The sequence below is a fragment of the Rhodococcus sp. NPDC003322 genome (assembly GCF_053589555.1).
The window spans coordinates 411,996-427,801 of sequence record NZ_JBSFSC010000002.1; the positions used below are offsets into that span (position 1 = coordinate 411,996).

Consider the following 15,806-nt stretch of genomic DNA (forward strand, 5'->3'; position numbering starts at 1 on the left):
TGGGTTTCGATACCCGACGCTAGGTACACGCCGGCACCGGTCACCTCATCCACAGGGGGTGAGCCGACCCCGGCGGCCGGCGCAGCGCCCCGTACCGGTGGGCCCTTCCGACCCGAGGCCGGGCGACAAGGACTCGCCGGGAGGGCTACCGCAAACGCGCAGCGAGGGGAATACTCGCCAGTAGGCTTTCAGCGATGTTCCCGTCGAGGAGGGGATCATGGTGTCATCGGCCCAGGTCAGCGAGGAACAGGCACGCGCGGTCGCCGAGGAGGCCCGCGAGAGCGGGTGGGAGAAACCCTCGTTCGCCAAGGAACTGTTCCTCGGCCGGTTCCGGCTCGACCTGGTGCACCCGTTCCCCCACCCCACCCCGGAGGAGGGCGCCCGCACCGAGCGGTTTCTCGTGAAACTCCGCGACTACTGCGAGGGCCTGGACGGATCGGTGATCGAGCGCGACGCGGTGATCCCCGACGACTACGTCCGCGGCTTCGCCGAGCTGGGCTGCTTCGGCCTGAAGATCCCCGAGGAGTACGGCGGTCTCGGGCTGTCCCAGGTGGCCTACAACCGGGTGCTGATGCTGGTCGGATCGGTGCACCCGAGCCTCGGCGCACTGCTGTCCGCCCACCAGTCGATCGGTGTTCCCGAGCCGCTCAAACTGGCCGGTACCGACGAACAGAAGCGGAGATTCCTGCCGCGCTGCGCGCAGGGCGCACTGTCCGCATTCCTGCTCACCGAACCGGACGTCGGATCGGACCCGGCACGGATGGCCTCGACGGCCACCCCGACCGAGGACGGGACCGCGTACGAGATCGACGGCGTCAAGCTCTGGACCACGAACGGGGTGGTCGCCGAACTGCTGGTGGTGATGGCGCGGGTGCCGCGCAGTGACAATCACCGCGGCGGGATCAGCGCGTTCGTGGTCGAGGCCGACTCCCCCGGCATCACCGTCGAGCGCCGCAACGCCTTCATGGGCCTGCGCGGCATCGAGAACGGTGTCACCCGGCTGCACCGGGTGCGGGTACCCGCCGAGAACCTGATCGGACGTGAGGGCGACGGCCTCAAGATCGCGCTGACCACCCTGAACGCGGGGCGGCTCGCGCTTCCCGCGATGTGCACCGCCGCCGGGAAGTGGTCACTGAAGATCGCCCGCGAATGGTCCGCGGAGCGCGTGCAGTGGGGTCGTCGGGTCGGCGAGCACGGCGCGGTCGCGGCAAAACTCTCCTTCATCGCGGCCACCACCTTCGCGCTGGAGGCGACGCTGGAATTGTCGGGCCAGATGGCCGACGAGGGCCGCAACGACATCCGCATCGAGGCCGCGCTGGCGAAGCTGTGGGCCAGCGAGATGGCCTGCCGGATCGCCGACGAGCTGATCCAGATCCGCGGCGGCCGCGGTTACGAGACCGCGGAGTCGCTGGCCGCCCGCGGGGAACGCGCCGTGCCCGCCGAGCAATTGCTGCGGGATCTGCGGATCAACCGGATCTTCGAGGGCTCGAGCGAGATCATGCGACTGCTGATCGCGCGGGAGGCCGTCGACGCGCACCTGAGCGCCGCCGGCGACCTCGCCGACCCCAAGGCCGACATGCAGCACAAGGCGAAGGCGGCACTGGGGGCCAGCGGCTTCTACGCCAAGTGGCTGCCACACCTGGTGTCCGGCAAGGGCCAACTGCCCAACTCGTACAGCGAGTTCGACACGCTGGCAACACATTTGAGATTCGTCGAGCGCAACGCGCGCAAGCTCGCGCGGTCCACCTTCTACGGGATGGCCCGCTGGCAGGCCGGTATGGAGAAGCACCAGGTGTTCCTCGGCCGGGTCGTCGACATCGGCGCCGAGCTGTTCGCGATGTCCGCGGCCTGCGTGCGTGCGGACATGGAACGCTCGCGCGATCCGGCCCGCGGCGCGAGTGCGATCGAGCTGGCCGACGCGTTCTGCCAGCAGTCCCGGCTGCGCATCGACCGCCTCTTCGCCGGCCTGTGGGAGAACACCGACGAACTCGACCATCGCGTGGCAGGCAACATCCTCGGCGGCGAGCACACCTGGCTCGAAGCCGGGGTGCTGGACCAGAGTGAGGGCACCGGACCGTGGATCGCGTCCTGGTCGCCGGGACCGTCGACCGAACCGAACCTGGCCCGCCGGTTCGCGAACGCCCCGGTCGAAACGTGACCCGGACCGGTCAGATCATGTTGTCCTCGACCGGCAGCCCGAACGCGCCGCGCCCGTAGAGGCTCAACGCCCGTTCGAGGTCGTTGGCGACGTGCACGCCGCCCGCGTGCGCGTCCCGCCACGCCCGCTCGACCGGGTTGCCTGCGTCGAGGGAGTTGCCACCGGACATCTTGAACAGCCGGTCGATGGCGTCGAGGGCCCGTTCGGTACCCATCACCTGGTCGCGGCGGGCCCGAAGCCGCATCTGCATCGGTATCTCGGCGCCGGCCGACGCCACGTCCATCAATGCGCGCACATTGCGGTCCATCTGCAGGATCGATGCGTCGATCTCCGACGAGGCACGGGCGATGCCCACCTGCGCGAATTGGTCCTCCGCGAACCGCCCGCCGCCGAGGCTCAGCCGCACCCGGTCCCGCATCCGCGCCAGGAACTCCTCGTAGCAGCCGTAGACGACGCCGAGCACCGGGGCGGCGATCGTGGAGGTGAACACCGTCGCGAACGGGATCCGGTACAGCGGTCCCGTGTTCACCTTCTGTCCGGGGCCTCGCAGCTGGGAGAACTCGTAGTTGCGCATCACCCGGTGGTCGGGCACGAACGCCCGTTCCACGAAGATCTCGTTGCTGCCGGTGCCGCGGAGCCCGACGGAATCCCAGACGTCGCGGATCTGGTAGTCCGACCGCGGCAGAAGCATCGTGGTGTTGTCGATCGGGTCGCCACGGTCGTCGACGAGCATGCCCCCGAGCAGCGCCCACCCGCAGTGGTCCACCCCGGACGAGAACCGCCAGCAGCCCATGACCTCGTAGCCGCCCTCGACCCGCACCATGGTGCCGACCGGGGCGTACGACGACGCGATCAGCACGTCGGGGTCCTCGCCCCACACGGCGGCCTGCGCCTCGTCCTCGAACAGGGCCAGGTGCCACGGGTGCACGCCGAGCACCGCGGTGACCCATCCGGTGGAGCCACACGCCCCGGCGATCGCGCGAACCGTCTCGTAGAAATGCACCGGGTCGGACTCGAAGCCGCCGTACCGGGTCGGTTGCAGCATGCGGAACACCCCGGTCTCGACCAGTGCCGCGATCGTCTCGTCCGGCACCCGGCGGGCATCCTCCGTGGCGCGAGCCCGTTCCGCGATGGTGGGGAGCAACTCCCGCACCCGACCGAGTACCTCGTTGTCCATTTGACCAATGTTATCGGCTCGTCCTACGTCGAATCGTCCGGCGCACGGCCAACGGTCCCGGCCAGTGAGATCCCCGCGGGTGCCCGATTACCGGCGTCGTTAGCGTCCGAAGTCATCAATCGTGTCGCCCGGAGGCGGCACCGCCCGACGGGAAGGATGAACCGTGACCAGCACGCAGTCCGCGCACGACGAAGTTCGCGTGATCGAGGCCGGGGCCGCGCCGACGAGGTTCGCCCGCGGCTGGCACTGCCTCGGACTCTCCGAGAGCTTCCGCGACGGCAAGCCGCACAGCGTCGAGGCCTTCGGCACCAAGCTCGTCGTCTTCGCGGACAGCGAGGGCAAGCTCAGCGCCCTCGACGCCTACTGCAGGCACATGGGCGGCGACCTGAGCCAGGGCACCGTCAAGGGCGACTCGATCGCCTGCCCCTTCCACGACTGGCGCTGGGGCGGCAAGGGCAAGTGCACGTCGATCCCCTACGCCCGTCGCGTGCCCCCGCTCGCCCGCACCCGCGCCTGGACGACCCTCGACCAGGACGGCATGCTGTTCATCTGGCACGACCCCGAGGGCAAGGCGCCGACCGAAGAGGACATGTACATCCCTCGCATCGAGGGCGCGCTCAGCGACGAGTGGACCGAATGGGTCTGGTACACGACCGAGGTCGACACCAACTGCCGCGAGATCGTCGACAACATCGTCGACATGGCGCACTTCTTCTACGTGCACTACTCGTTCCCGACGTTCTTCAAGAACGTCTTCGAGGGTCAGGTCGCCAGCCAGTTCATGCGCGGCGTGGCCCGCGAAGACATGCGTCCTCACGCCGCGAACACCCCGAAGATGCTCGGCAGCCGCTCGGACGCCTCCTACTTCGGCCCGTCGTTCATGATCGACGACCTGGCCTACCAGTACGAGGGCTACGACGTGGAGTCGATCCTCATCAACTGCCACTACCCGGTCTCGCCGGACAAGTTCGTGCTGATGTACGGCATGATCGTCAAGAAGTCGCCGGTCCTCGGTGACAAGGCGCTGGAGACGGCGCAGAAGTTCGGCGAGTTCATCGCCAGGGGCTTCGAGCAGGACATCGAGATCTGGAAGAACAAGACCCGGATCGAGAACCCGCTGCTGTGCGAGGAGGACGGCCCGGTCTACCAGCTGCGCCGCTGGTACGACCAGTTCTACGTGGACCGTGCCGACGTCACCACCGAGATGGTCGACCGCTTCGAGCACGAGATGGACACCACCAAGGCCGTCGCCTCCTGGCAGAAGGAGGTCGAGGCGAACCTCGAAAGGGCCCGCGAGAATGCAGCCGCTGGAGTGTGACGCCTGCGGGGCCTGCGTGCAGGTCCTCAAGCACAGCTGGGAACACACCGCCGTGCAGTGGACCGAGACCGCGCAGGACACCTGCCGGGAGATCCACGAGTGGACCGGCCGCGAGGGCCGGCCCGGTGCGCCGGTGATGCGCTGCGAGGCGCTTGCCGCGTCCATCCAGCGCGCCGCGCTCGACGGACGTCTCTCCATCACCAACGAGGACCCCGTCCCGACGCCCCAAGTGGCACACTGACATCGCCTGAATCGACGACAGGATCCTTCATGATCGACATCAACCAGTACGGCCCGTGGGCCGTCATCGCCGGCGGCTCCGAGGGCGTCGGCGCGGCGTTCGCGGACGAGCTCGCCGGTGCGGGCTTCAACCTCGTGCTGATCGCCCGTAAGCCGGGCCCCCTCGAGGAGACCGCGGAGAAGGTGCGCTCGCACGGCGTCGAGGTCCGCACCCTGTCCCTGGACCTTCTCGCCGCGGACGCCCTCACCCAGATCCGCGCCGTCACCGACGACGTCGAAGTCGGGCTGCTGATCTTCAACGCGGGCGCCAACTCCTACGGGCACGAGTTCGTCACCGGCGATCTCGACGGCTTCCGCGGCGTGATCGACCTGAACATCACCAAGCAGCTCGAGCTCTCGCACCACTTCGGCGCACTGATGAAGGAGCGCGGCCGCGGCGGCATCATGCTGCTCGGCTCGCTGGCCGGCTACATGGGCTCCGAGCACCAGAGCATCTACGCGGCGTCGAAGGCGTTCAGCCGGGTGTTCGCGGAGAGCCTGTGGCTCGAGCTCGAGCCGCACGGCGTGCACGTCGTCGAGCTGGTCCTCGGCGTCACCCGCACCCCCGCGATGATCCGTGCCGGACTGAACTTCGACGTTCCCGGCATGATCGTCCAGGAGCCCGAGGACGCCGCCCGCGAGGGTCTCGAGCACCTCACCGACGGCCCGGTGTGGGTCGCCGGCGGCAACTACCAGGGCGCCGTCAAGCGCGCCGGCTTCCCCCGCGACAAGCTCGTCAAGGGTGCCGCGGAGACCATGCGCAAGCTGCTCAATCGCAAGTAGAACCGCGAAAACGCCTGTTCACGGCGGTGGCCGCACCCCTACCCCGGGGTGCGGCCACCGCCGTTTCTCGTCGGGTCGTTGACATTTCGACCATTCGCCCCGGCAACGGTCGCCGCGCGCGGTAGGTTCGGCGCACCCGCCCAGCGACCGCCGAGGGAGAACCGATGTTCCGTGCCGGACCGATCCGTGCCTGGCAGCGCCACGCCCTCCGCGTCGGGGCGCTCGGCGTGTCCCTCGCCGCGCTGGTGGCAGTACCTGTCGGACCGTCCGGTGCCGTGCCCGACACGGGTAGCGGCGGCGGGGGCAGCGCCGCCAGCTCCGACGGCGGCAGCGTCAGCACCGGATCGACGATCCCGGGGCCACTGCAGCAGCAGCCTCCGGCCCCGCCCGAGCTGCGCGACGACATCACCACCCCCACGATCGTCCGGGAGAGCAGCCGGTCCGAGCAGTACGTCCGGTACATCGTCGCCTCCCCCGCACTGCGCCGCGAGGTCGGTGTGGAAGTGCTTCTACCGAAGGATGATTCGGAGCCCCGGCCGACCATCTACGCCCTGGAAGGCGTCGACGCGCCCGAGGGTTACAGCGGCCTGCGGGACCTCGGCGGTGCCCGAGAGTTCTTCGCCGACAAGAACGTCAACGTCGTACTGACGAACGGCGGTGTGGCGAGCCTCTACTCCGACTGGGAGCAGACCGATCCCACTGTCGGACTGCACAAGTGGGAAACGTTCATCACCGAGGAACTGCCCCCGCTGATGGACGCCCGACTGAAGACCAACGGCGTCAAGTCGCTGCTCGGCGTCTCGATGGGCGCGCAGGGCGCGATGATGCTCGCTCACCGCCATCCCGGCATGTACCGCGGAATCGCGGTGCTCAGCGGCTGCTATTCCACGATGGACGACGTCGGCCGCCTCAGCGTGCTCGAGACGATCTCGTCCCGCGGCGGGGACCCGGCGAACATCTGGGGCGAGATCGGCGGGCCGGGATGGGTGGCGCACGATTCGGTGCTCGGCGCGGAAGGGTTGCGTGGCATGGAGATCTACGCCTCGGCGATGACCGGTGTTCCCGGACGGCACGAGGATGCGGACAGCGTCCTCACGGACCGCGTGCTCCTCGGCGGCCCCATCGAGGCGGCGTCGAACACGTGCACCCGGCGCCTGCAATCACGGTTGAAGGAACTCGGCATTCCCGCGACGTTCCGCTACGAACCCACCGGCGTGCACGCCTGGCCCTATTGGAAGGACCAGCTACCGGACACGTGGCCAACGCTGGCGCGCTCGCTGGGGCTGAGCAACCCCTGAGGGAAGACGACCAGATAATGTTTTCTGTGGGGATCGGTATATTGTCTGCATGGCGCGTACAGACAAATGGGCTTCACTCAGCACGCAAATACGGGAGGCCTTGCGCGCCGACCTCCTGAGCGGGAAGTGGGAACCCGGAAGAAGACTTCAGGTCGGCGAGCTCTCCAAGCGATACGACGCCAGCACCACCGTGATGCGCGAGGCCCTCACCAGGCTCGCTGGCGAGCAGCTCGTCTCCTTCGTTCCCAATCACGGCTTCTTCGTCGCTCAGTTGACGCTTGATGAACTCCAGGACCTCACCGAACTGCGCTGCCGGATCGAGGGGTTCGGCGTTGGTCTCGCCATCGAGCGGGGGAGCCTCGCGTGGGAATCGGAGTTGATCGGCGCTCACCACAGGCTGGAGCGAACGCCTCGCCGCAGAGTCGACGATCCGCATCACATCAGCCCTGAGTGGCTCGAGGCCCACCAGGACTTCCATGCAAAGATTCTGGAACCGTGCCGCGTCTCGGCACTTACCGACCTGGCGGCAACGCTCGCCGATGCCACCGTTCTTTACCGGCAGTGGACTGCACCCTCGCAGGCTGCAGAATCACGCGATATCGAAGCGGAGCACCGGGAGATCCTCGAGGCCGTGCTCGCTCGTGACGCGGCAACCGCCGAGAAGCTGTTGCGCGAGCACTACACGAGCACGACAAGGGTCATCGCACAGTCGCTCGGCTGATCCCGCGAGAGCGCAACCACCCGGACACGGTCGACCGGGACGAACTTCAGACGCTGCGGGTGACCCCGCCGTCGACGCGAATGTTCTGTCCGGTGATGTAGCTCGACTCCTCGCCGGCGAGGAAGCGCACGGTACAAGCAATCTCCTGCGTGCTGGCAGCCCTGCGCAGCGGGATGCGCTGGGTCCACTCGGGTGCGACCGCGGAGGGGTCGGCGACGGTCCACCCCGGAAGGACGTTGTTCATGCGAATACCCGACGGCCCGTACTCGTCGGAGTAGAGCTTGGTGAACGAGGCGAGCCCGGCCCGGAATGTCGCCGACACCGGATACCGCGGGTTCGGCTCGAACGGCGAGCTGGTGGAGATGTTCACGATGCTGCCACCACCGGCCTCGAGGAAATGGGGAGTCACCACTCGGGCCATCCGGACGACATTGAGCAGGTAGCCCTCCATGCCGTCCTGCCAATCGCTGTCGGTCAGATCGAGCACACCACCGGTGGCGCCATGCCCCGAGTTGTTGACCACGGTGTCGATCCGGCCGAACTCCGACAAGGCCAAGTCGACGACGGCCCGCAGGTCGTCCTCGGAGCGGTTCGTTCCGTCAAGTCCCACACCGCCGAGTTCCTCGGCGAGTTTGCGACCGCGCCCGGACGGCGACAGGATCGCCACCTGATAGCCGTGTTCGTGCAACTCCGTGGCGACGGCGGCACCGATGCCCGAGCCACCTGCGACAACAACTGCTGCCCTCTGCGTCATGAGTTTTCGTCCTTGCTCAGTTCATCGGCGCGGCGCGCGATGAGCGCCTCGACGGCGGACGCCGACAGATCGGCGAATTCGGCGAAGTCGATTTCGTCTCCGGCACACGCCGCGATGTAGAAGCCGTCGGTGAGGGCACGACCGAGCACGACCATCTTGCGGCCGAACTCCGGATCTGCGGCGAGTACCTCGGCCGGGATCTGCGGCTCCACCCGCTGCACCATCAACTCGAACATCTGCTTACGGACCTCGAGGTACTTCTGCCGCGCCTTGTTGTCCTCGAGACGACGTTCCAAGGCGAACATCAGGGCGAGGATCCAGAACGCCTCGGCCTTGTTCTCCGGGTTGGCCGAACCGCCCGCCGATCCAGCGATGCTGCGACGCAACAGGTCACGGTTCGTCGGACCGGTGTGGTCCTGCTTCCAGATCTCGAAACAGAATTCGATGAGCTTGGCGAAGAGCTGTTCCTTGTTCTCGAAGTGCCAGTAGACCGAGCCGATCGGTAGCCCGGACCGCCTGGCCACCTCGGCCATCGTGGTGCCCTCGTAACCGGCCGTGACAGCGAGACTCAACGCCGCCTCGAGAATCGCCCGCTCGTTCTCCGGGGTCGATTGGTGAATCCGACGTCTCGCCATTCCACTCTCCTCACCGCATTCACAAACTACGAAATACTTCAATATCGTCCCGCCCCGGCACCGACCAAACCTATCGGTCGCTCGCCTCCATAACGGCCAGGTCATCAACAGGAACCGTGCGAGCGCCGCTCTCCTCGACCGCGAGGAGGCGCGGACTCGCCGACTGCCACACGGGAGCAGTGCCGGCACCGTCACGGACGAACGGGACGATCGCGTCCCGGAATGCCGCCCGCACGCACTCGAAGACGTCCCGATCGAGGCCCTCCATCATCGGTGCGTCCCGCCAAGCGTGACGATCCCCGAAGAGGAACGGAAGCGTGAAGCAGTGCGGCGACAGGGCCCGCTCCAGAGGACTGCGCACACCGAGCCGCATCAGTCGCGTCGGAACCGCCGCGTACTGCGCAAGATCGTATGCCACCGATTGGAATTGCCACCACGTCATCGCGGCCACAGCCTGCTCGTACCCGGACTTCCGGCCGGCGGTGTGCTCGAGCACCGATTCGGGCGCACGAAAGGAGCGCGTGACGAAGTCCTCCAGTGCCGCCCGTGTGAACTCCTCCGCGGGTTTTGCCCTGAGGAATGCCGCAGACTCGTCGGCGGTGGTGAGCACCAGCAGCGCGGAGGTGTGCAGGTGGGCGGCGCTCGACCTCGGCGCGCCCAGCCATCCGGGTGCCTGGGGCCCGGCAGCCGGAGCAAAGGCGAAGCCCGCACCGCGGTAGCCCAGCACCGTGGCGCGCTGCGCTGCCAGAACGGACTCGACTGGGGCAGTGGCGATCCGCTCCGGTGCCAGCGCCGAAGCGAACGCCACACGCCGAGCCGCGTGGTCGTCCGCGGACAACGGTGCGAGGCGCGGGACGCTGACCAGCAGCGTGCGGGCGAACATCCCCCGGGTACCGGGCAGAACGCTGAGCGCATGCGCGTACCACGCACCGGCGGAGTCCCCGGCAATCGTGACATTGGCGGGATCGCCGCCGAACGCGGCAATGTTGTCCCGCACCCAGCGAGCCGCCCCCTCGAGATCTCGAAGGGGCCGGGCCGAGGCGGCGGCATCGCCGGCGCCGCAGAGATGTCCGAGCGCACCGATCCGATAGCTGACCGTGACGAGCACGATCCGTCCGCTGCGGACGAGATCATGAGCGTCGTACCAGCGTGACTCGCCGGAGCCGGTGGTGAATCCGCCGCCGGGGACGAACAGCAGCACCGGCAGGCCGACGGCGTCGACAGGTGCCTGGATCCGCAGCGAGAAGGCATCCTCGTGCTGGGGCAGTTCAGCGAGCGCCGGTCCGAGGATCCCGTCGAGCACCCCACTGACCTGAGGGAATGCGGTCGGCGGCGACTGTGCGACGGTCGGCGGCCCCAGCTCGGAACCACGATCGGCCGGGTCGAGCCGCGCCCCGTACCGCACACCGCGGGCGTCGATGACCCCGTCGGCGACGTCGGCGCGGACAACGCCGCTGCTGACTGCGAACTCCCTGATGTTCGCACTCACGGAGGTCACGGCAGGAAGGTGTAGTCGTCCGGGTCCACGCGCTCGGTGATCTTCCAGTATTCGGCGTTGGTGTAGGGCCACACCTGCGAGACCCTGCCGACACTGTTCTGGTACCAGCTACGCACGTAGGGCTGGCCCCACGCCATCTGGCGGTTCTCTCGGTCGACCCACTCCACGAAACGATCCAGCGCCTCGGGGGTGACGTCGAGGGCCTTGACGCCGCGTTCGAGGACCTCACGAACCGCCTCGAGCGAGTACTCCGCCGCGCGCTCGAGCATGAAGTGCAGGCTGCCGGCGACGACACCACCGATATTGGGGCCGTACAGCATGAAGAAGTTCGGGTAGCCCGGCACGGTGATGCCGTTGTAGGCGCGAGCGTCATCCTTCCAGTACTCGTGGATCTCGGCCCCACTGCGACCGGTCACCTCGATACCGTCGAGATAGTCCGACGGCTTGAATCCGGTTGCGTAGATGATGAGGTCGACCTCGTGATGCTCGCCGTCGGCAGTGCGAATACCGGTCTCGGTCAACTCCACGATGCCGTGCGTCGACACCCGGGTGTGTTCGGCCATCAACGCTTTCGCCCACACACCGTTGTCACGCAGCATCCTCTTCGCTCCCGGTGGGTAGGACGGGATCGCGATCTCCAGCAGGTCCGGCCGGCCCTCGAACTGCTCGGTCAGCCGGGCGATCAGCTCCTCACGCACCTGCTGGTTCTTCACTGAAACACTCAATGACACACCGTGCCAGTCTTTTTCGGCACGAACAGTGTGGAACCGACCCGGGGTTCCCTGCGTGATCACCCACAGTCGGTACCACTGCCCGTAGTAGGGCACCTTGCGCACCAGCCAGGCGAACGCCTCCGAGTGGTTGTCGTGGTAGGTCGGCGCGGGAAGCATCCACGGCGCGCTGCGCTGGAAGACGGTCAGCGACGCCACCTCGTCGTAGATCGCCGGCACGATCTGATAGGCACTGGCACCGGTACCGACGACGGCGACCCGCTTGCCACGCCAATCGTAGGAGTCGTCCCACTCCTGCGAGTGCATGGTGACACCGCGGAAGCGTTCGGCCCCGGGGAAGTCTGGGATGTTCGGAATATCCAACTGCCCGACCGCGCTGATGATCGCCTGGAACGTTCGGGTGCGTTCGACGCCGTGCGAGTCGCTGGTCACCACCACCCACTCGCCGGCTTCGTCCCAGCGTGCACTCACCAGTCGGGTACCGAACTCGATCAGCTCGGTGAGCCCGGCGCGATCGGCGACCGTGCTCAGGTAGTCGTCGATCTCCCCGCCCTCGGCGAACTGGTGGGGCCAGTCGACGCGCTGCGCGAAGGAGTAGGAGTATCCGAAAGTCGGTGTGTCCAGGCGCACTCCGGGATAGTGGTTCTTCTGCCACGTGCCGCCCATCCGGTCGGCGGTGTCGATCATCGTGAAGGGCACGCCGGCCTGACGGAAGCGGTGCCCGGCGGCGATACCGGAGACGCCCGCACCGACTATGAGCACCTCGAAGCGGCGTCCCGCGGCGATGTCGTCGTACCGCCAGTCCGGAGCGGCGCCCTTGTCCTCGGCCAGGTCGAGTTCGTGCTTGAGCGAGTCGACCCAGTCGGGGTTGCCGCCGGTGAGATAGCCAAGCACATCGGCGACGGCAGGATCGGACAGCATGTCGACACGCGTGATCCGCTCGTCGCGGATGCGGCGCAGCCCTTCCGCGACGAGCTCGCGGGCCCTGTGCTGCTGAGCCTCCGACATGCCACCGTGAGGGTGTCCGATCGTGTCGACGGGCGTCAACGGTGGGCGCAGGTCCTCGGTGAGGATGGTGGTGTCACCGGTTGCGGCGGCGATGGCCACCAGCAGCGAGGGAAGATCGGCCTTGTGAGCGATCTCCTGCAGGAAGTCGTCGGATTCGGTGATCGGCTCGTACTCGTCGCGCCAGAACAGGTCGTCGTAGCGGTCGATACCAGAAGTGCTCATCTGCTCTCTTTCCTCCGGGAGCGGTCGACGCTGCGCGAGAAGTCGACGTAGGTCCGTAGTGCGGCGACCACCCGCGCCTCGTCGGCAGCGGTGAGCACAGCCGCGACGTAGCGGTCCGGGCGAACGACGACGGCGTGGGGCACGCCGAGCGGGCGGGTCGGGTCGACAAACGCGCCGCTGAGATCGGTCAGATCGCAGGGACCTGCCTCCTCCGGGCCACGGTGGTGGCCGCGTGGGAGAAGGCGCACGCGCGGAACTCCGTTCCAGAACGGATCGCGTGCGACCCGACCGGTCCCGAGTTCGAGGATCGCCCATCCGGTGCCGAGATGCGCGTCGAGGGGCGAGGTGGTGCCCTCGGCGGTCTCGACCGTCGGCTGGCTCATGGCCTTGCCGACGGCTTCTGCGAGGCTGCGGTCCACCTCACGTCCCGGCTTGACGGCGACACCGTTCGCATAGTCCGGCGGGGTGATGAACCGCATGGAGGACAGATAGGCGTGGACCGGCGGGAACAACCGAGCCACGGTGAAGACGGCGTCGCGGGCGACGGCGGCGACACCGCGGGCCATGACGATCGAGCCGGTGACGTGCGAGATGCGCACCATCTTCTTGGCGTGGGTGCGACGTTCGGACTCGTAGCTGTCGAGAAGGCGCTCGGTGCCGACACCGTCGAGCACGGCCCGCAGTTTCCATGCCAGGTTCGACGCGTCGCGCAGACCGGCGTTGAGTCCCTGGCCCGAGAACGGGGGCATGAGATGGCCGGCGTCACCGACGAGGAACGCCCGTCCGACCCGGTAGGTCTTGGCGAGCCTCCGGTGGGCGACGTAGACGACTGCGCGCCGGATGTCCTCCGGGGTCACCTGTGGGTGGAACGGAAGGACCAGTTCGCGGATCTTGTCCGGGCGGGTGATCTCCTCGGCGTCATCGCCGGGGAGCATCATGAATTCCAGACGCAGTCGTCCCTTGATGCCGGGGACGTAGACGTACGGCCGGCTGCCGTTGCCGTGGAACTCGGCGTAGGGCTGTTTCGCGCGGGTGGTGTTCAGCAGATCGATGACCACCCAGCGTTCTTCCTGGGTCGATCCGACCAGGGGCACGCCGAGGGCATCGCGGGTGAAGCTGCGGCCTCCGTCCGCGCCGGCCAGCCACGATCCGACGACGGTCGAGGTGACACCTTCCTCGGAGCGGGTGGTTACCGTGACGGTGGTGCCGTCCTGGGTGATCGCGACCGCGCGTTGGCCCATGCGAAAGTCGATGTCGGGGTGTTCGACCGCCCTGTCCCACAACAACTGTTCCAGTACGGGTTGGTCGAACTGCGACTTGGCGGGGTGTCCGGTGCGGGACGCAACGGGCTTGGACTGGGCGAGCATGCGGTCGCCGAGGCCGAAGTAGCGCGCGCCGGTGTCCAGATAGGACTCGGCTTTGAGGTCGTCCGCCAGCCCCAGACGGTCGAGAATGCGGAAGGACTCGTCGGCGATGCTGATTGCACGGGGCAGGTCCCCGGGTACGGTCATCGGTTCGATCACCGAAACCCGGGCGCCCTCGTCGGCGAGGAGCAGGGCAAGGGTGAGCCCCACGGGGCCACCGCCGACGATGACCGCATCTGCATCAATATTCTTCTGCTGCATATTCATTCGAGATCACAACACCGCGGGCTGATGCGAGGTGAGCATTCCGCCCTTGTTGGTCTTCGCAATCTGCACCTGCTCGTACACATGTGCTCGCAGCTCGCTGAACCGGGCGAGCGAGCGCGTCGCGAGCTGGTCCCGGTCGTCCGGCAGGTCGATCGTCAGATCGTCCTGGATCACCGTGGGCGAACTCGACAGCACCAGGACCCGCTGCCCGAGGTAGACGGACTCCTCGATGTCGTGGGTGACGAACAGGATGGTCATGTTGTGTCGCTTCCACACCGAGCGGACCAGATCTTCGAGGTCGGCACGGGTCTGCGCGTCGACCGCGGCGAACGGCTCGTCCATGAGGAGCACGCTCGGGTGCGTGGCGACCGCCCGAGCGATGGCAACACGTTGCTGCATACCGCCGGACAGCTGCCAAGGGTAGCTGTTGCGGGCCTGTTCGAGGCCGACCGACTGCAGCGCCTCGTCGACCCTCTCACGGCGCTCCGCCTTGGGCAGCTTGGCGACCTTTAGCGGCAGCTCGACGTTGGCGGCCACCGTCATCCAGGGATAGAGGCTGCGGCCGTACTCCTGGAACACCACCGCCATACCCTTGGCCGGGCCGTGGACGGGTTTTCCGTCCAGCACAACCGAACCCGAGGTCGGCTCCATGAGACCGGCGATGCACTTGAGCAGCGTGGTCTTACCGCTACCCGACGGGCCCACGAGGCAAGCGAACTCACCCTGGTGCAGGTCGAAGGTGAGAGACTTGACCGCTTCGAACTCGTTGCCGTCGCGGCGGTAAACCTTCTTCACCTTGTCGACATGGAGTCGAACGTCTTGGTGGTCAGTCATTCGCACTTTCCTTCAATCCTTCGTACCATCCGAGGATCCGGCCCTGGACGATCTGGAACAACACGGACAGCGCCACGCCGAGCAGGCCGAGCAACACGATGCCGCTCCACATTTCGGGGATGTCGATCCGATTCTGGAAATTGATGATGGCGTAGCCGATTCCTTCAGTGGCCGCGAACATCTCCGAGACAACCATCAGGACGAGTCCGACTGCGAGACTCTGTCGGATGCCGGCGAAGATCTGCGGTGAGGCGGCCGGCAGCACGAGATAGCGCATCCGGTCGATGCCGGTGAGTCCGTAGACCCGGCCGGTGTCGCCCTGGACCTCGTCGATGGAGGCGACGCCCTTGACGGTGTTCAGGAGGATGGGCCACAGGCATCCGAGGACGATGATGGTGACCTTCATGGCGTCGTTGATGCCGATCAGAAGGAGCAGAACGGGGATCATGATCGTCGACGGAATCGCGCGGAGAAACTCGAGCAGAGGGCTGAACAGCCACCGCACCCAGTCGATCGAGCCGATGGTGACACCGAGCGCCACCCCGAGCACGATGGAGATCGCCAGACCGATCAGAAGACGCACGACGCTCGGGAGGGCGTCTTGTGTCAGCCCGTCGCCGAGCCACACGGTGCGGAACGCGGTGACGAGTTGCTCCGGGTCCGGAACATAGAAGCTGCCACCGTCTTTCGTGGCGGCAGACCACCATGCGATCAGCACGACCGGCAGACCGACGAAGTATCCGAAACTCTTCAGCATTT

The 15,806-nt window shown here is 67.2% G+C and carries 14 protein-coding genes; 6 read left to right on the forward strand and 8 right to left on the reverse strand.

Annotated elements, in window-relative coordinates; all coding sequences use genetic code 11:
• The first annotated feature begins 217 nt into the window (after nucleotides 1-217).
• Nucleotides 218-2,158, forward strand: coding sequence for an acyl-CoA dehydrogenase family protein (locus tag ACWDUM_RS08335; protein ID WP_450133599.1), 1,941 nt, complete (start codon nucleotides 218-220; stop codon nucleotides 2,156-2,158).
• A 10-nt stretch (nucleotides 2,159-2,168) separates the two neighbouring features.
• Here ACWDUM_RS08335 and hsaA read toward each other — a convergent pair whose 3' ends face one another.
• A complete protein-coding gene (hsaA, locus tag ACWDUM_RS08340) occupies nucleotides 2,169-3,335 on the reverse strand; it encodes a 3-hydroxy-9,10-secoandrosta-1,3,5(10)-triene-9,17-dione monooxygenase oxygenase subunit (protein WP_450133600.1) in 1,167 nt (388 codons plus the stop codon).
• A 163-nt stretch (nucleotides 3,336-3,498) separates the two neighbouring features.
• Here hsaA and ACWDUM_RS08345 point away from each other — a divergent pair, with 163 nt between their 5' ends.
• The 5 genes from ACWDUM_RS08345 to ACWDUM_RS08365 all read left to right on the forward strand — a co-directional run bounded on the left by ACWDUM_RS08345 (nucleotide 3,499) and on the right by ACWDUM_RS08365 (nucleotide 7,734).
• Nucleotides 3,499-4,653 (forward strand): Rieske 2Fe-2S domain-containing protein, encoded by a 1,155-nt coding sequence (locus ACWDUM_RS08345; protein ID WP_450113074.1) that lies wholly within the window; start codon nucleotides 3,499-3,501, stop codon nucleotides 4,651-4,653.
• Entirely contained in the window at nucleotides 4,634-4,894 is a 261-nt protein-coding gene (locus tag ACWDUM_RS08350) for a hypothetical protein (protein WP_450133601.1), read from the forward strand. The genes ACWDUM_RS08345 and ACWDUM_RS08350 overlap by 20 nt, the downstream gene beginning before the upstream one ends.
• Before the next feature lie 29 nt (nucleotides 4,895-4,923).
• Nucleotides 4,924-5,715: an SDR family NAD(P)-dependent oxidoreductase gene (locus ACWDUM_RS08355; RefSeq protein WP_450113076.1), complete on the forward strand. Its 792-nt coding sequence runs from the start codon at nucleotides 4,924-4,926 to the stop codon at nucleotides 5,713-5,715.
• 164 nt (nucleotides 5,716-5,879) lie between these two features.
• Entirely contained in the window at nucleotides 5,880-7,013 is a 1,134-nt protein-coding gene (locus ACWDUM_RS08360) for an alpha/beta hydrolase (protein WP_450133602.1), read from the forward strand.
• Between the two features lie 49 nt (nucleotides 7,014-7,062).
• Nucleotides 7,063-7,734 (forward strand): GntR family transcriptional regulator, encoded by a 672-nt coding sequence (locus ACWDUM_RS08365; protein ID WP_450133603.1) that lies wholly within the window; start codon nucleotides 7,063-7,065, stop codon nucleotides 7,732-7,734.
• A gap of 46 nt (nucleotides 7,735-7,780) precedes the next feature.
• Here the strand turns inward: ACWDUM_RS08365 and ACWDUM_RS08370 are convergent, their stop codons facing one another.
• From ACWDUM_RS08370 to ACWDUM_RS08400, 7 genes are all read right to left on the reverse strand, one after another.
• Complete coding sequence (locus ACWDUM_RS08370) at nucleotides 7,781-8,488, reverse strand: SDR family oxidoreductase (RefSeq protein ID WP_450133604.1); 708 nt, start codon at nucleotides 8,486-8,488, stop codon at nucleotides 7,781-7,783.
• Nucleotides 8,485-9,123, reverse strand: a complete 639-nt coding sequence (locus ACWDUM_RS08375) for a TetR/AcrR family transcriptional regulator (protein ID WP_450133605.1) — start codon at nucleotides 9,121-9,123, stop codon at nucleotides 8,485-8,487. The genes ACWDUM_RS08370 and ACWDUM_RS08375 overlap by 4 nt, the downstream gene beginning before the upstream one ends.
• A 70-nt stretch (nucleotides 9,124-9,193) precedes the next feature.
• Complete coding sequence (locus ACWDUM_RS08380; protein WP_450133606.1) at nucleotides 9,194-10,621, reverse strand: carboxylesterase family protein; 1,428 nt, start codon at nucleotides 10,619-10,621, stop codon at nucleotides 9,194-9,196.
• Nucleotides 10,618-12,582 (reverse strand): flavin-containing monooxygenase, encoded by a 1,965-nt coding sequence (locus ACWDUM_RS08385; RefSeq protein ID WP_450133607.1) that lies wholly within the window; start codon nucleotides 12,580-12,582, stop codon nucleotides 10,618-10,620. Before ACWDUM_RS08385 ends, ACWDUM_RS08380 begins: the two co-directional genes overlap by 4 nt.
• Entirely contained in the window at nucleotides 12,579-14,213 is a 1,635-nt protein-coding gene (locus ACWDUM_RS08390; protein ID WP_450133608.1) for an FAD-dependent monooxygenase, read from the reverse strand. The genes ACWDUM_RS08385 and ACWDUM_RS08390 overlap by 4 nt, the downstream gene beginning before the upstream one ends.
• 6 nt (nucleotides 14,214-14,219) lie before the next feature.
• On the reverse strand, nucleotides 14,220-15,047 hold the full coding sequence (locus tag ACWDUM_RS08395) for an ABC transporter ATP-binding protein (RefSeq protein WP_450133609.1): 828 nt from the start codon (nucleotides 15,045-15,047) through the stop codon (nucleotides 14,220-14,222).
• Entirely contained in the window at nucleotides 15,040-15,804 is a 765-nt protein-coding gene (locus tag ACWDUM_RS08400; RefSeq protein WP_450113212.1) for an ABC transporter permease, read from the reverse strand. Before ACWDUM_RS08400 ends, ACWDUM_RS08395 begins: the two co-directional genes overlap by 8 nt.
• Nucleotides 15,805-15,806 lie beyond the last annotated feature (2 nt).